This window comes from Nitrosomonas sp. ANs5 (genome assembly GCF_050584665.1).
Lineage (GTDB): Bacteria > Pseudomonadota > Gammaproteobacteria > Burkholderiales > Nitrosomonadaceae > Nitrosomonas.
This window is the reverse complement of the sequence record NZ_JBEUDO010000013.1, coordinates 1-14,365: the sequence shown is the minus strand read 5'-3', so window position 1 is coordinate 14,365 and position 14,365 is coordinate 1. Positions and strand designations below refer to the sequence as shown.

Sequence of the window (14,365 nt, the reverse complement as noted above, 5' to 3'; positions counted from 1 at the left end):
GTCATTTCTCCAAAATGACGAAAGCGCTGGCCAAGGTCAATTCATCACTGATGGAAAGATGATGGCCAATGATGCCACGCTGTTCGATCCAATCGGTCAATTCACGACAAAACTCAAAATAAGGCTTTCCCAGCGCATCATGCAAAACGATGATATTCTCAAACATGACCGGTGCACGCAGCCCCGTGCCAGCCGCCTTGGAAAAAGCCTCTTTGGCAGCGAAGCGCTTCGCCAGAAAAAGGGCCGGCTTGGTGTTTTCTGTATAATCGGACCATTCAGGCTCGGCCAACACACGCTTGGCAAACCGTTCGCCGTGACGTTCGAGAGAACGTCCTATACGTGCCGGATCAACCAAATCGGTCCCGATACCATAGATCATGCACCGGCTTCCTGAATGAGTATTTTCATTTCGTGCACGGCCTTGGCAAACCCGACAAACAGGGCATGCGCAACAATAGCGTGACCGATATTCAGTTCCGATACGCCTGATATCATCGCAATCGGCTTGGTATTCTGATAATGCAATCCATGCCCGGCATTCACTTGCAATCCTTGACTTAGGCCGTAAGCGACCATTGCCTCGATTTTTTCCAATTCAGCTTGCTGCTCATCAGCGTTTTGGGCATCTGCATAGCGGCCGGTGTGCAACTCGATCACCGGTGCACCGGCCTTGACTGCAGCATCGATTTGCTCGGGCAACGCATCGATGAATAATGAAACACGAACCCCGGCCTGCGCCAGACATGCGCAAGCAGGCTTGATCTGCCCAAAATGCCGGATGACATCCAACCCACCCTCGGTCGTCAATTCCTCGCGTCGCTCAGGCACCAGACACACATCATGCGGCTTGATCCGGCAGGCAAAGGCAATCATTTCATCGGTTACCGCACTTTCCAGATTCATGCGGGTTGTCAGTCGCTCACGCAAAATCTCCACATCCCGGTCCTGGATATGGCGTCGATCCTCACGCAGATGCAGGGTAATCGCATCTGCGCCTGCCTGTTCGGCGATCAGCGCCGCCTCGACTGGACTGGGGTAAATAGTTCCTCGTGCTTGCCGCAATGTCGCCACGTGATCGATATTCACACCCAAAGCTATCATACTAACGTCCTCAATTGATTACTCTTTGACATCCACAAGCATTTGCAAAAAAACGATTTAACATCCCGATGCGCGCTGATGCGACAGAAACCACAGACCCGCCAAAATGTATCCATTCCAGTCACCCCGAAACCGAATGAATTCGGCACCTCTCACTCATAGCCCAGGCTTTTGAGCACACTCACATCATCTGCCCAACCTGTTTTTACCTTGACCCATACTTCAAGATAAACCTTGCCACCGAACAACGCCTCCATATCCTTGCGCGCCTGGCTAGCCATGTCCTTCAGTTTCTTCCCCTGTTTGCCGATAATAATCGCTTTCTGGTTGGGTCTTTCAACCAGGATGCAGGCATGGATACGACGCAAGGCGCCTTCCACCACAAATTGTTCAATAATGACGCTGACAGAGTAGGGTACTTCTTCCCCTATTTGCCGAAAAACTTTCTCACGCAACAATTCTGCAGCTAGGAAACGTTCGCTTCGGTCGGTGATTTCATCTTCGGCAAAAAAGGGTGGATTCTCAGGCAAATGACTCCGGATTGCTTCTATCAATTCGGATAATTGCTTTTCATGCAAAGCACTGACAGGAACAATATCAGCAAAATCAAACAATTTTGCCACTTTCTGAATAAACGGCAACAATTGCAGCTTTTCTTGCAATAAATCGATTTTATTGATGACTAAAATGACAGGGCGATCGGAAGGTAGCCTCTTGAGCACCAGTTCATCCTGCAGATCAAATCGCCCGGCCTCGATCACGAACACGATCACATCGACATCCTGCACGCTTTGCATGACGACTCGATTCATCGCCTGGTTGAGCAGATTGCGATAGCGCGTTTGAAAACCGGGAGTATCTACAAAAATAAATTGTGATTGTGCATCGGTAAGAATTCCCTGAATCCGGTGACGGGTGGTCTGGGCCTTTCTCGATGTAATACTGATTTTTTGTTTGATCAAATGATTCAACAAAGTGGATTTACCGACATTGGGCCGTCCCACAATGGAAATATAACCTGTTTTAAAGCTGGACACGCTCATAAGAGAAGAAACGTTTTGGTTTGAACTGCTTGTCGATTGGACTGCAATATTTGCGATGTGCGCAGGCTTATTATTGCATGGCAACCTGCTTAACGGCGTATGGTCGCCAACTCATAGGCCTGCCGCGCCGCTTCCTGCTCGGCACGACGGCGACTGGTACCTTCTCCCGTTGTGTGAATCTTGAACTGGGCAATCTTGCATGCCACGCGGAATATCTGCGAATGGGCATCTCCACTGGTAGACAATACCGTGTATTCTGGCAATGCCATTTTGCGGCCCTGCAGGTATTCCTGCAACAAGGTTTTGGGATCCTTGCCCAGTGTCTCTGGATCGAGATTTTCTATCAGTGGTTGATACAGTTGAGCGACTCTCTGCTCAACCTCCTTGAATCCGCTTTCAAGATAGATTGCTCCAATCACCGCCTCCAGCGCATCCGCTAAAATCGATGGGCGGCGATGCCCGCCACTTTTACGCTCGCCGTCTCCCAGCAGAATCAGATCGCCGAGGTCAAGACCGGTTGCCAGTGCATATAATGCCTGCTGGTTAACAAAATTGGCGCGCAGCCTGGTCAAGTCGCCTTCTGGCAGTGCTGGAAAGCATCTATACAGCATGATAGACACGGCACAATTTAAGATGCTATCACCTAAAAATTCGAGACGTTCATTGTTAGGTACGCCAAAACTACGATGCGTCAAGGATTCCCTAAGCAACTCCGGCTGTTTGAAGACATAACCGATCTTATGGAAAAGAATATCGTAATGCTGTTTTTTCAGTTCTCTGATCCCTTGTGAAGGAGATTTACGGCCACTCATCGATTGCCGTCCGTATCAAAATCAATCAACAAAGAATTTTCAATGGAATAACCAATAACCAGAACCGTCTGCCCATGCCTACCGGTATGCAGCATTCGCATCCACCACCTTGTAGACCAACCTGCAGCGCTCTGTTACGCCAGAATCCTCAATCGCGACCATCACGTACTGGCTGGCAATGATACTTTTAATGAATACAGGCACTGTTGTCCAGTTCATTATTGGATCTTGGTGCCTATTCTGCTTAAATCGTTGAAATTCCACCAGATCAGGAAAGCCTTGCCGATAATATGACTTTCTGGGACGAACCCCCAGTAGCGGCTGTCACTACTGCCATCACGATTGTCTCCCAAGGTGAAATAGTTGCCTTCCGGAATCTTACAAATAAAACCAGAGTAGTCAAATGTACAGTGATCCCGCTTGGGAAAGTTATGAACCGCAGACAACTGAATATTTGGCATCTCATGATTTATGAGAACACTGTATTCATTGCCATCCATATTTTCCCTGTACCGCTCTGTATAAATGTAAGCCAATCCGGATTCTATGTACTTATAATCCCCGTTAGGCTCAGACTGAATAGGCACACCATTGACACTCAGCTGCTTATTACGATAGGTGACCATATCACCCGGCACACCCACGACCCGCTTGATGTAATCGATCGACGGATCTTCCGGAAAACGGAATACCATGACTTCACCACGCTGAGGCTCATTAATGTCGATGACTTTAAGATTCGCCACCGGCAGCCTGATTCCGTAGGCGTACTTGTTGACCAATATGAAATCGCCCACCAGCAAAGTAGGAATCATCGAGCCAGAGGGTATTTTGAAGGGCTCCACCAAAAATGACCGCAGGCAGAATACAATCAGAATGATGGGAAAAAAACTTTTAGGATACTCGATCCACCATGGCTCGTCGCTTCCTGCCGCGCGCCGGTGCTTCAGAAAAAAATGATCGAGCAACCAGACGCCACCCGTAGTCACCAGCAAAATGAGCAATACCAAAGGAAAATTCATAATATTTCAATACTTGATTACCCTGAAAAGACATGCTGACCGATCGCATGCATCGCACCCACCAACCCGTTACTACTTGCTATCCACCTGCAAGATGGCAAGAAACGCTGCCTGGGGAATCTCTACATTCCCAACCCGCTTCATCCGTTTTTTACCCGCCTTCTGCTTCTCCAGCAATTTACGCTTGCGCGTGATATCCCCGCCATAACATTTTGCCAATACATTCTTACGTAACGCCTTGACATTCTCTCTGGCGATGATATGCGCGCCTATCGCTGCCTGCACCGCAATATCAAACATCTGGCGCGGTATGAGTTCACGCATTTTCTGCGCCAGCTCTCGCCCACGCTGTTGGCTGCTGGCACGATGCACGATCAGGGAAAGGGCATCCACCTTTTCGCCATTGATCAGAATATCGAGCTTAACCAGATCAGCCGCCCTGAATTCCTTGAATTCATAATCCAGTGAAGCGTAGCCACGGCTGACGGATTTTAACTTATCGAAGAAATCCATGACCACTTCATTGAGGGGCATTTCGTAGACGAGCATGACCTGTCTGCCCATATACTGCATATTCTTCTGAATGCCGCGCTTACCCGTACACAATGTCATCACAGCTCCGACGTAATCTTCCGGCACCAAAATAGTGACCGTAATAATCGGTTCTCGTATCTCCTCGATAGCTGAGACATCAGGCAATCTGGATGGGTTTTCGATCTCCGTGACGGCGCCATCCCGCATAGCAACCTGATAAACCACTGTCGGTGCAGTGGTAATCAGATCCATATCATATTCCCGTTCCAGACGCTCCTGCACGATATCCAGATGCAACAGCCCAAGAAATCCACACCGGAATCCAAAGCCGAGCGCCTGTGAGGTTTCGGGCTCGAAGTGCAACGAAGAATCATTCAATTGCAGTTTCTCTAGCGCTGCGCGAAGCGCATCATACTGATTGGATTCGACCGGATAAAGCCCAGCAAAGACCTGCGGCTTGATTTCTTTGAATCCCGCCAAAGGCACGCTGGCTGGGCGGTCCGCCAGCGTCACCGTGTCACCCACTTTGGCAGATTTCAAATCTTTGATACCCGAAATGACAAAACCGACTTCACCCGCGCTCAAGGACTCTTGGTGCACAGCTTTCGGCTGAAAGACACCTACTTGCTCACACAGGTGTGTGGTCTGGCTCGCCATGAACAACAGCTTATTCCCCGGCTTCAGCATCCCATCCATCACTCGCACCAGCATGACAACCCCCACGTAACTATCAAACCATGAATCGATAATCAACGCTGTTAGAGGTGCATGAATATCCCCCTTGGGGGGCGGGATCTGTGCCACCACCATTTCCAGCACAGCTTCGATCCCTTCTCCAGTTTTGGCGCTAATGCGCAAGGCATCTTTAGCCTCGATGCCGATAATATCCTCAATTTCAGCTATCACCCGGTCGGGATCAGCCGCTGGCAAATCAATTTTGTTCAGTACCGGAATGACATCAATCCCCTGCTCGATCGCGGTATAACAATTCGCAACGGTCTGGGCTTCAACCCCCTGGGAAGCATCGACAACCAGCAATGCACCTTCGCAGGCAGACAACGAGCGAGAAACCTCATAAGAAAAGTCGACATGCCCCGGTGTATCAATCAAATTCAGCAAATAATGCTCGCCATCCCTTGCCTGATAGCGCAGAGCCACCGTCTGCGCCTTGATAGTAATGCCGCGCTCGCGCTCCAAATCCATGGAATCGAGTACTTGCTGGGCCATTTCGCGCTCGGACAAGCCGCCACAAAGCTGGATAATCCGATCGGCCAGAGTAGATTTACCGTGATCAATATGGGCAATGATGGAAAAATTACGGATATGTTGCATCAATATGGGTACTCAGTAAGCTGAATTCACAACGGCAAAAACAAAAGAGAGGATTGTATACAAATCAATCGGCGGAGAGTAGCTTTAGCTTACTGTCGGAGTTCTTTAAACTTGCTTGATGCACTTTCATACAGCCAGTCCACGCCGAAATGGCGCTGCGACAACAGGCATGCATGCTGCATAAATGTCAAACCATTCACAGAACCGATACCAGGAAGGGGGATCCACAAGTGAGCTAGTCTGCGGCAAGATAGGCATCAAACACCGCTTGATCCAGGAAATAGTGACACAACTCCTTTTTGGCGATTGCGTCGAACAAAACAGGCACACGCTCGTTATATAAACCAACCAGATGCGCATCGTTATCGATATCGACAACCTCGAATTTAAATTTGTTTTTTGTCTGCAGCACACCCAGGGAAGAGATCATCACCTCGCAGAGATGGCACCCTTCCCTCGCATATACAATCAGTTTCTTGGATTGGACTAAATTATTCATGAACAAGCTGTCAAGTGCATTTTAATTATCGATTCTTATGGTAATAAAGGTCGTCACATCACCCCTTTTTACCAGCAAAGCTATATTACGTCCTTTCTTGGCATCGTCCAATAGTTTATTAAATTGCTGGATGGATTTGATATCCTGGTTATTGAATCCAAGAAGGATATCGCCACGGCGTATGCCTGCGCCGCTCGCAAGACCATCATAGACTTCTTCAACCAGTAGCCCATACTCTATGCCCAGCTGTTTTTTCTGGTTGGCGGTGAGTTCTCGCAAAGCAAGGCCAAGGCGACTACTACTCGCATCACCCGATTTACCCTGTATTTGACGGGCAGCCTCTCCATCGTCTGCAGACATTTCACCGACCTTAACCGTCAGCTTCTTGGTCGATCCATTGCGCCATACCGAAACGGATACCTTGGAGCCCGGCTTGGTGTTGCCAACGATACGGGGCAAGTCACTGGAAACAGCAATGTCCTGGCCATCGAATTTCATAATAACATCTCTAACCTTGATGCCTGCTTCGTCAGCCGGGCCATTTTTCTCTACTGAGACGACCAACGCCCCACGAGATCTATCCAAATTAAAAGACTCAGCCAACTCATCGGTCATTTCTTGTATCATGACACCGATTCTGCCGCGCGATACCCTGCCATGAAGCTTGAGCTGATTCGCGATTTCGGCAGCCACATCAATTGGAATCGCGAAGGACAATCCCATGAAGCCCCCTGTCCGGCTGTAAATCTGGGAATTGATGCCTACTACCTCACCCCGCATATTAAACAAGGGGCCGCCAGAGTTGCCTGGATTGATTGCCACATCGGTCTGGATGAAAGGGACATAACTTTCCTGCGCGAGTGAACGCCCTTTTGCGCTCACGATCCCGGCCGTAACTGTGCTTTCAAAACCAAAAGGCGAACCGATCGCAATCACCCACTCGCCCACTTTGAGTTGATCGGGATTGCCCTGCGTCACGGTAGGCAAGTCATGCGCCTCGATTTTGATGAGCGCGATATCAGTTTGGCGATCAGCACCGATCACTTGGGCACTAAATTCACGCTTATCCGTCAATTTAACAGTAATTTCATCAGCAGACTCGACAACATGCGCATTGGTCAAAATATAACCGTCCTGACTGATGATAAAACCTGATCCCAGCGAGCGAGACTCATATTTCCTGGGCGGCGAAAAAGGTTGCATATACCTGCGGAAAAATTCGTAGAAAGGCGAATCCTCAGGAATATTAGGCATCTCTGGAAAGAACTGGCTGGCGCCAATTTGTTGCGTCTGTACAGTACTGATATTCACAACAGCCTGTCCATGCTTCTCTACCAACCCGGTAAAATCTGGCAGGCCCTGCGCCCGCAGTTGGGCAGGCAACAAAGACACCAGCAATAACAGACACAAAAAAAGTGTACCGCACCAACGCGTGCGTTCGAATGCAACAGCCGCAGCCGCAACCGAATCTGATCGCGATCTTGAATGTAATTGAGTTTGAGTATCCATAATCAACATATATTATTTGTCCCGTTTACCTCGAATGAATCAGGCAGTGAGATTTGACAAGATTACAAAACATAGAGTCAGGCATAACGAAAAAACCGACTTATCACTGACATCAGCGAATCATCACGTTGTGCAACACTTGGATATGAATGCATAGCTATCCCGCTGCGTACTTGCACGCAATCTATCAACGAAATTTCGATGTTTCAGTATTTCCGTTAACACACACTACCCGGAATAATAACTCTTTACTTCTTGCAAGGCGGGAAAAGTACAAATCCGATTCGACATGAATCTAGAATTTATTTGAGAGAAGCTAACTAAGCTAGTGATGGAATGGTACGACTGACAATCTGGAAAAATACCGGGAAAGTTACTTTCCCGGCATGACTGAATTATCCTGCTGTTCTTCAACTTGATATATCCCCGTCTGCGGGTGATACATCATACCGCCATGGGTAAACCCTCTATAAACCAGAGGATAGCTATCACCACCATGCACAGAAGCCGGGGGTAACATATAAATTGACCCAGGTTGGAAAGTAACCGTTTGCCTATCTGAAACCGGTGTTTTCTCGTCTGTATTCTCAGCCATATAAACTTCCTGAAGCACTTGCTGCTGCTCAATCGACTGAGATATCAGCCATCCCACAGCAAGTGCCATAACCGATGCCGCAACAGAAAGCCCCACCAGTTTTTGTTTATGAGACCTGTGGGGCTTAAGTAAATGCGGCACTAATAATATCGGTTCATCGGCCAGTTGTTTTCGCACTTGCTCCGAGACATCCACACTCACAATCGGTTGGCGTAATGCATCCCCAATCATGTGATAGACATGCCAGTCAGAAAGTAAATTATCACCATTCTCAATGGCGTCAATCACTTCAGCTGCGCTCGCGCCATCGAGCTCACCATCCATTAATTCCGATACTTTGCTTTTCACATTTTCACCTCTTATCACCATCTCTTGTTTTTGTCTGTGCCTAACAATGGACGCAGCTTTTCAGCGACTGCCTCGCGCGCCCGAAATATCCGAGATCGTACCGTGCCAATTGGACAATCCATTATGCCGGCAATCTCTTCGTAGCTAAGCCCTTCAATTTCCCTGAGAATAATTGCAGTGCGCAATTCCTCCGGTAATGCATCCAACGATTGATTAACGGTTTGAGCAACTTGTTTTCCCATTAGTTCACTCTCTGGTGTATTCATTTCACGAAGTTGATCCGCACCTTCAAAATTCTCCGCATCCTCGTTGTCAAATCCTTCAATAGTGGTTGGCGCCTTACGCCCTTGCGATACCAGGAAATTCTTGGCGGTATTGATCCCAATACGGTACAACCATGTATAAAAAGCACTGTCGCCACGAAATGATGGCAGCGCTCGGTATGCTTTGATAAAGGTTTCCTGGGCGATATCTTCCACCTCAGCAGAATCACGGACAAATTGTGACAATAGACGGGTAAGTCTTCGCTGATATTTGATCACCAACAAATCAAAAGCGTGCTTATCCCCTCTTTGCACCCGCTCGACTAATTGCTGATCGATTTCACGATCACTCATGCCATGTACTTCCGGAAGATGGAAACATATAAATTAATTGTGGTGAAAATGATTTAATCTCTGACACTTTTTTTTCAACTCTCTGATTTCAGTCCGCATTTAAATTTCCGACAGATATTGTTTGCCTGATCAGGCAAAGTCGCCGTATTACTTTACTCACAAGGTCCGAAATCAAGCTAACGCCAGTTTATCCAGTTCATTGCATGCAAAAAGATACTTCCAACCTCATGCAGATCGGCCAGTCATTCCAAAAAGCATGGCATAAAGTTTACCATCTTGTTCAAGATCCTCGCACCAGGTAAATCATAGCACTCTCGCGGCCACGCCAGATTACCAACAGTTCTGACCCTCCTGATAAAACTATTTTTTCTGGCGTTTTACAGCGAAAGGCCGCTCACAGAGCACCGGTTTAATTATCCTGGAAAAATCTTTCTTCACTGCGTCATAAAAGCGGCTTTAGCCAATCTTAATAACATTTTGGCAAAATATACACACCCACAATAACAGACATTTCCCGGTTTACCTCATCAGGCCCCTTGGCCAGATAGGGTGATGGTAACAGTTCTGCGGTATGCGCCCAGGGGAGTATTCTCTTTGATGTCACCAAAACAAGCGCTGCCACCTTGGTAAAACAGCCGTTGGCCGATCATTCCGGCTCCAGTCAGACACATGTTCGAAATGCCGGTATCATGAATTATTGATATTCATGATACCGCATACGGCCAACCTTTCAGAGCATGACTAATGGGGCAAGTCTGATGTATCGCACAATCCGGGCTTGATGCGCTCAACTTTCAGCAAATGCAGGCGGCGGCTATCGGCTCTCAATACGGTAAAACTGAAATCATCAATGATGATCGACTCACCATTCTTGGGCAGCCGCCCGAAGTTGTTGATGACGAGACCACCTATCGTATCGAAATCCTTGTCACCAAATGTCGCACCCAACGTCTCATTAAAACTGGCAATCTCGGCAAGCGCTTTGACCCGATAATGCCCTCCCGTATCGGCAACGATATAGGCATCATCTTCATCAAAATCGTATTCATCCTCGATTTCTCCGACAATCTGCTCCAACACATCTTCAATTGTGACTAGGCCGGCGACGCCCCCATATTCATCGACCACGATAGCGATATGGTTCCGGTTGCTTCGAAAATCCTTGAGGAGAATATTCAATCGTTTAGATTCTGGAATGTATACGACCGGACGCAGCATATCGCGCACGTTAAAATCTTCTTTGCCGGCATAATAGCGCAGTAAATCCTTGGCCAGCAGAATACCGATAATCCGGTCTTTGCTACCATCCGTAACCGGAAAACGTGAATGCGCCGTCTCAATCACAAATGGTATAAATTCATCGGGTTTCTCGCTGATATCAATCGTATCCATCTGCGAGCGCGGCACCATAATATCGCGCACCTGCATTTCTGAAACATGCATCACACCTTCAATCATGGTCAACGCATCCGCATCGAGCAGGTCGCGCTCATAAGCGGAGTGGAGCAACGCGAGCAATTGTTCGCGATCTTCCGGCTTACGCGAAAGCAAGGCACTGATATGCTCAAACCAACTGATTTTGGGAGAGTTATCATTCATGAGGTATTTTTGCATTGGATGTATAAATATTTATGATCAAGGATGAGCTATGTAAAAATTCGGCGAAAACCGCCACTACCTGCTTGTTGGGAGAGGCGCTATAACCCAGCCCGGGGTTATAGAACACTATAGGGATCTGCATAACCAAGCCGGGTGATGATTTCAGTCTCGAGAGACTCCATGACAACGGCGTCCTCTTCGTCAATATGATCATAACCTTGCAGATGCAGAACGCCATGCACGGTAAGATGTGCATAATGCGCGACCAAACTCTTATGCTGCTGCTGTGCCTCGCGGGAAACGATTGACGCACACAGCACGATGTCACCCGCACATGGCAGGTCACCATAAACAAACGTCAATACATTGGTCGCGGATGGTTTGCCACGAAAATCGCGATTGAGCGCTTCACCTTCTGGCAAATCCACAATACGAATGACAATTTCTGCTGATTTCATCAATGCGGCATTGACCCACTTGCGGAACAGCAGCCGATCCGGTATGCCAGATCTATCTTTCACGGCGTATTGCACCGCCAATCTCAATTTCTGTTTGTAATTCGCGGGCTCACAGGGTTTCTTGGTCGGTGGCATGTTTCTCGTAGGCATCCACAATACGCTGGACAAGGGGGTGTCGTACCACGTCATCCGATCTAAAACGTGTAAAAGCGATTCCTCTTATCGATTTGAGCACCTGCTCTGCCTCAATCAAGCCGCTTTTCTGATGCTTGGGCAAGTCGATTTGGGTCACGTCACCTGTAATCACCGCCTTGGAGCCAAAACCAATACGCGTCAAAAACATTTTCATCTGTTCCGGCGTTGTATTTTGCGCTTCATCAAGAATGATAAATGATTGATTGAGGGTGCGGCCACGCATGAAAGCCAACGGAGCGATCTCGATAATGCCACGCTCGAACTGTTTGCTGGCCTTGTCAAACCCCATCAAATCATATAGTGCATCATAAAGTGGCCGCAAATAAGGATCGACTTTCTGCACCATGTCGCCGGGCAGGAAACCGAGCCGTTCTCCCGCCTCCACTGCCGGGCGCACTAGGATGATCCGTCCGACAGTCTCGCGCTCCAATGCATCCACGGCGCATGCCACTGCGAGATAGGTCTTACCTGTCCCCGCCGGCCCAATGCCAAACGTAATGTCATGCGCCTGCATCTGCTGAAGGTAACGTGTCTGCCGGAGGTTGCGCCCCTGGATATTGCCGCGACGGGTAATAAGCTGCGAAGAAACTGCGTCTGTATTGATGATATGATCGGAATTGACTGCAGTGGTCGAGGGGATACTCTTGATCTCAATCAGACCCAGCTGTATCTGCTCGACACTTAAATGCTGGTGAGATTGGTGATAAAAATTCCTGAGCGCCTGGGCCGCCAATTTGGTTTGGCTTGCGGGGCCGCTGAGGCTAAAACGCTCGCCTCGACGGGTGATAACCACATCAAGAGCATTCTCGATCTGCTTGAGATTTTCATCTAACGCCCCGCAAAGATTTGCCAAGCGCTGATTATCTGTGGGAGAAAATGTCAGTTCAACAGGTTTAGGCTTCAATTCTAGTATAAAACTTTATTACACACATTGATTCTGGCAGCGCTCACATAGAAATGCAAGCAATATATTGTAGGGCACCTCTAAAAATCCATATTTCGTCACAATACGTCGTTGCTCACAAAAAATGTCTCCTGACATATCCATCATATGCTGCGTCAACATTTCTTGTTCTCGCCTCGTCTTGTTTAAAACGCTGAATTTTTAGAGATGGCCTGTATTTATTTGCTAACGCCTGATGATTTCGCCTCGTAGCGTATGGGCAAGTGCCGCCGTGATTTTCACGTCCACGAAATGACCCACCCAGTCAGCGCTACCGGCAAAATTAACAATGCGATTGTTATCGGTTCTCCCGCAATATTCACTGGAATTCTTTTTGGACGGGCCCTCCACCAAGACACGCTGATCAGTGTTGAGCATAGCTTGACTGATCGCCTGTGCGTTAAGTTGGATCCTTTCTTGAAGACGGTACAATCTCGTCAGTTTTGTTTGTTGGGGCGTTTCATCAGGCAAATCAGTTGCTGGTGTACCTGGGCGAGGACTGTAAATAAAACTAAATGACTCATCAAAATTCACCTCTTCAATCAGTTTCATGGTTGCAGCAAAATCAGATTCAGTCTCTCCGGGGAACCCTATAATGAAATCAGATGAAATCGAAATATCAGGTCGCACAGCACGCAACTTGCGAATAATGGATTTATACTCGATTGTGGTATAGCCACGCTTCATGGCAGCCAGGACACTATCCGAACCGGACTGCACCGGCAAGTGCACATGATTGACCACTTTGGGCAATCTTCGATATACATCAATGAGACGAGCGGTAAATTCTCTGGGGTGGGAGGTCGTAAATCGAATGCGCTCGATACCCGGGATATCGTGGACAAAATCCAGTAACAGCGCAAAATCGGCAATGTTACCATCACTCATCTTACCGCGGTAAGCGTTTACATTCTGCCCAAGCAATGTAACCTCTTTGACTCCCTGCAACGCCAACTCGGCGATCTCAGTCAACACATCTTCAAACGGCCGCGAAACCTCTTCTCCGCGCGTATAAGGCACAACACAGAAACTGCAATATTTACTGCAACCTTCCATGATAGAAACAAAAGCCGTCACACCTTCGGTACGCGCAGGGGGCAAGTGATCAAATTTTTCTATTTCAGGAAACGAAATATCGACCTGAGGATGACCCGTATGTTTGCGGGCATCGATCAAATCAGGCAATCGATGCAGCGTTTGTGGGCCAAATACCAAATCCACAAACGGCGCACGTTTAATGATTTCCGCACCCTCCTGACTGGCTACACAGCCCCCTACCCCAATCAACAGGCCAGGATTAGTGTGTTTAAGATGACGCACGCGGCCAAGATCATGAAAAACCTTTTCTTGCGCTTTCTCCCGGACGGAGCAAGTATTGAACAGAATCAAGTCAGCGTCTTCAGGTGTTTCAGTCAGCTCCATCCCTTTTTCAGAAAGCAATATCGACACCATCTTATCGGAATCATACTCATTCATCTGACAACCAAAAGTCCTGATATAAAGTTTACTGCTCATCATCACTCTCTAAAACGATACACCCAGCATTGAACAACAAAGATCTTTACATTTCAAAACACGGCGAGCTACAAGTCAGTCAAACCGAAGCCGGTCTGCCCTGATCGTGTAGCTCGCCGTTTCCTGCAATCACATTGCAGGCAAAAAGACTCGACTAAGATTTACTCGTCGTCGTCCTCATCATCAGACTCGTCGTCGCTAGCGGACTCGGTTGCGGCGGCATCGCTGTCGCCCTCATCTTCC

15 protein-coding genes are annotated in these 14,365 nt (G+C 48.0%); all 15 read right to left on the bottom strand.

Annotated features, from left to right (window positions below; genetic code table 11):
* Nucleotide 1 precedes the first annotated feature (1 nt).
* Nucleotides 2-379 carry a holo-ACP synthase gene (acpS, locus tag ABTW62_RS04945; protein ID WP_430903476.1) on the bottom strand — a complete coding sequence of 126 codons (378 nt, stop codon included), beginning with the start codon at nt 377-379 and terminating at the stop codon, nt 2-4.
* Nucleotides 376-1,101: a pyridoxine 5'-phosphate synthase gene (pdxJ, locus tag ABTW62_RS04940; protein WP_430903475.1), complete on the bottom strand. Its 726-nt coding sequence runs from the start codon at nt 1,099-1,101 to the stop codon at nt 376-378. The genes acpS and pdxJ overlap by 4 nt, the downstream gene beginning before the upstream one ends.
* Before the next feature lie 152 nt (nt 1,102-1,253).
* The gene (era, locus tag ABTW62_RS04935) at nt 1,254-2,144 is read right to left on the bottom strand and encodes a GTPase Era (RefSeq protein WP_430903474.1); all 891 of its coding nucleotides are present in this window, start codon (nt 2,142-2,144) and stop codon (nt 1,254-1,256) included.
* A gap of 89 nt (nt 2,145-2,233) precedes the next feature.
* On the bottom strand, nt 2,234-2,956 hold the full coding sequence (gene rnc / locus ABTW62_RS04930) for a ribonuclease III (protein ID WP_430903473.1): 723 nt from the start codon (nt 2,954-2,956) through the stop codon (nt 2,234-2,236).
* Nucleotides 2,957-3,034: 78 nt separating this feature from the next.
* Nucleotides 3,035-3,175 carry a hypothetical protein gene (locus tag ABTW62_RS04925; protein ID WP_430903472.1) on the bottom strand — a complete coding sequence of 47 codons (141 nt, stop codon included), beginning with the start codon at nt 3,173-3,175 and terminating at the stop codon, nt 3,035-3,037.
* The gene (lepB, locus tag ABTW62_RS04920; RefSeq protein WP_430903471.1) at nt 3,175-3,978 is read right to left on the bottom strand and encodes a signal peptidase I; all 804 of its coding nucleotides are present in this window, start codon (nt 3,976-3,978) and stop codon (nt 3,175-3,177) included. The genes ABTW62_RS04925 and lepB overlap by 1 nt, the downstream gene beginning before the upstream one ends.
* Before the next feature lie 72 nt (nt 3,979-4,050).
* The gene (gene lepA / locus ABTW62_RS04915; RefSeq protein WP_430903470.1) at nt 4,051-5,847 is read right to left on the bottom strand and encodes a translation elongation factor 4; all 1,797 of its coding nucleotides are present in this window, start codon (nt 5,845-5,847) and stop codon (nt 4,051-4,053) included.
* Nucleotides 5,848-6,079: 232 nt separating this feature from the next.
* Entirely contained in the window at nt 6,080-6,343 is a 264-nt protein-coding gene (locus ABTW62_RS04910; protein WP_430903469.1) for a glutaredoxin family protein, read from the bottom strand.
* Nucleotides 6,344-6,364: 21 nt separating this feature from the next.
* Complete coding sequence (locus ABTW62_RS04905; protein ID WP_430903468.1) at nt 6,365-7,852, bottom strand: DegQ family serine endoprotease; 1,488 nt, start codon at nt 7,850-7,852, stop codon at nt 6,365-6,367.
* A 373-nt stretch (nt 7,853-8,225) separates the two neighbouring features.
* On the bottom strand, nt 8,226-8,795 hold the full coding sequence (locus ABTW62_RS04900; protein ID WP_430903467.1) for a sigma-E factor negative regulatory protein: 570 nt from the start codon (nt 8,793-8,795) through the stop codon (nt 8,226-8,228).
* Nucleotides 8,796-8,809: 14 nt separating this feature from the next.
* Nucleotides 8,810-9,412, bottom strand: coding sequence for an RNA polymerase sigma factor RpoE (gene rpoE, locus ABTW62_RS04895; protein ID WP_090412178.1), 603 nt, complete (start codon nt 9,410-9,412; stop codon nt 8,810-8,812).
* 741 nt (nt 9,413-10,153) lie between these two features.
* Nucleotides 10,154-11,011, bottom strand: a complete 858-nt coding sequence (locus tag ABTW62_RS04890; protein ID WP_430903466.1) for an HlyC/CorC family transporter — start codon at nt 11,009-11,011, stop codon at nt 10,154-10,156.
* Between the two features lie 116 nt (nt 11,012-11,127).
* The gene (gene ybeY / locus ABTW62_RS04885) at nt 11,128-11,604 is read right to left on the bottom strand and encodes an rRNA maturation RNase YbeY (RefSeq protein ID WP_430903465.1); all 477 of its coding nucleotides are present in this window, start codon (nt 11,602-11,604) and stop codon (nt 11,128-11,130) included.
* Complete coding sequence (locus ABTW62_RS04880) at nt 11,579-12,568, bottom strand: PhoH family protein (RefSeq protein ID WP_430903464.1); 990 nt, start codon at nt 12,566-12,568, stop codon at nt 11,579-11,581. The genes ybeY and ABTW62_RS04880 overlap by 26 nt, the downstream gene beginning before the upstream one ends.
* A gap of 225 nt (nt 12,569-12,793) precedes the next feature.
* The gene (gene miaB / locus ABTW62_RS04875) at nt 12,794-14,122 is read right to left on the bottom strand and encodes a tRNA (N6-isopentenyl adenosine(37)-C2)-methylthiotransferase MiaB (RefSeq protein ID WP_430903463.1); all 1,329 of its coding nucleotides are present in this window, start codon (nt 14,120-14,122) and stop codon (nt 12,794-12,796) included.
* Between the last annotated feature and the right edge of the window lie 243 nt (nt 14,123-14,365).

Coding starts and splice junctions, on each gene's coding strand:
- pdxJ (WP_430903475.1), bottom strand. CDS start 1,101: ATGATAGCTTTGGGTGTGAATATCGATCACGTGGCGACATTGCGGCAA.
- era (WP_430903474.1), bottom strand. CDS start 2,144: ATGAGCGTGTCCAGCTTTAAAACAGGTTATATTTCCATTGTGGGACGG.
- rpoE (WP_090412178.1), bottom strand. CDS start 9,412: ATGAGTGATCGTGAAATCGATCAGCAATTAGTCGAGCGGGTGCAAAGA.
- ABTW62_RS04925 (WP_430903472.1), bottom strand. CDS start 3,175: ATGAACTGGACAACAGTGCCTGTATTCATTAAAAGTATCATTGCCAGC.
- acpS (WP_430903476.1), bottom strand. CDS start 379: ATGATCTATGGTATCGGGACCGATTTGGTTGATCCGGCACGTATAGGA.
- lepB (WP_430903471.1), bottom strand. CDS start 3,978: ATGAATTTTCCTTTGGTATTGCTCATTTTGCTGGTGACTACGGGTGGC.
- rnc (WP_430903473.1), bottom strand. CDS start 2,956: ATGAGTGGCCGTAAATCTCCTTCACAAGGGATCAGAGAACTGAAAAAA.
- ABTW62_RS04905 (WP_430903468.1), bottom strand. CDS start 7,852: ATGGATACTCAAACTCAATTACATTCAAGATCGCGATCAGATTCGGTT.
- miaB (WP_430903463.1), bottom strand. CDS start 14,122: ATGAGCAGTAAACTTTATATCAGGACTTTTGGTTGTCAGATGAATGAG.
- ABTW62_RS04910 (WP_430903469.1), bottom strand. CDS start 6,343: ATGAATAATTTAGTCCAATCCAAGAAACTGATTGTATATGCGAGGGAA.
- ABTW62_RS04890 (WP_430903466.1), bottom strand. CDS start 11,011: ATGAATGATAACTCTCCCAAAATCAGTTGGTTTGAGCATATCAGTGCC.
- ybeY (WP_430903465.1), bottom strand. CDS start 11,604: ATGCCACCGACCAAGAAACCCTGTGAGCCCGCGAATTACAAACAGAAA.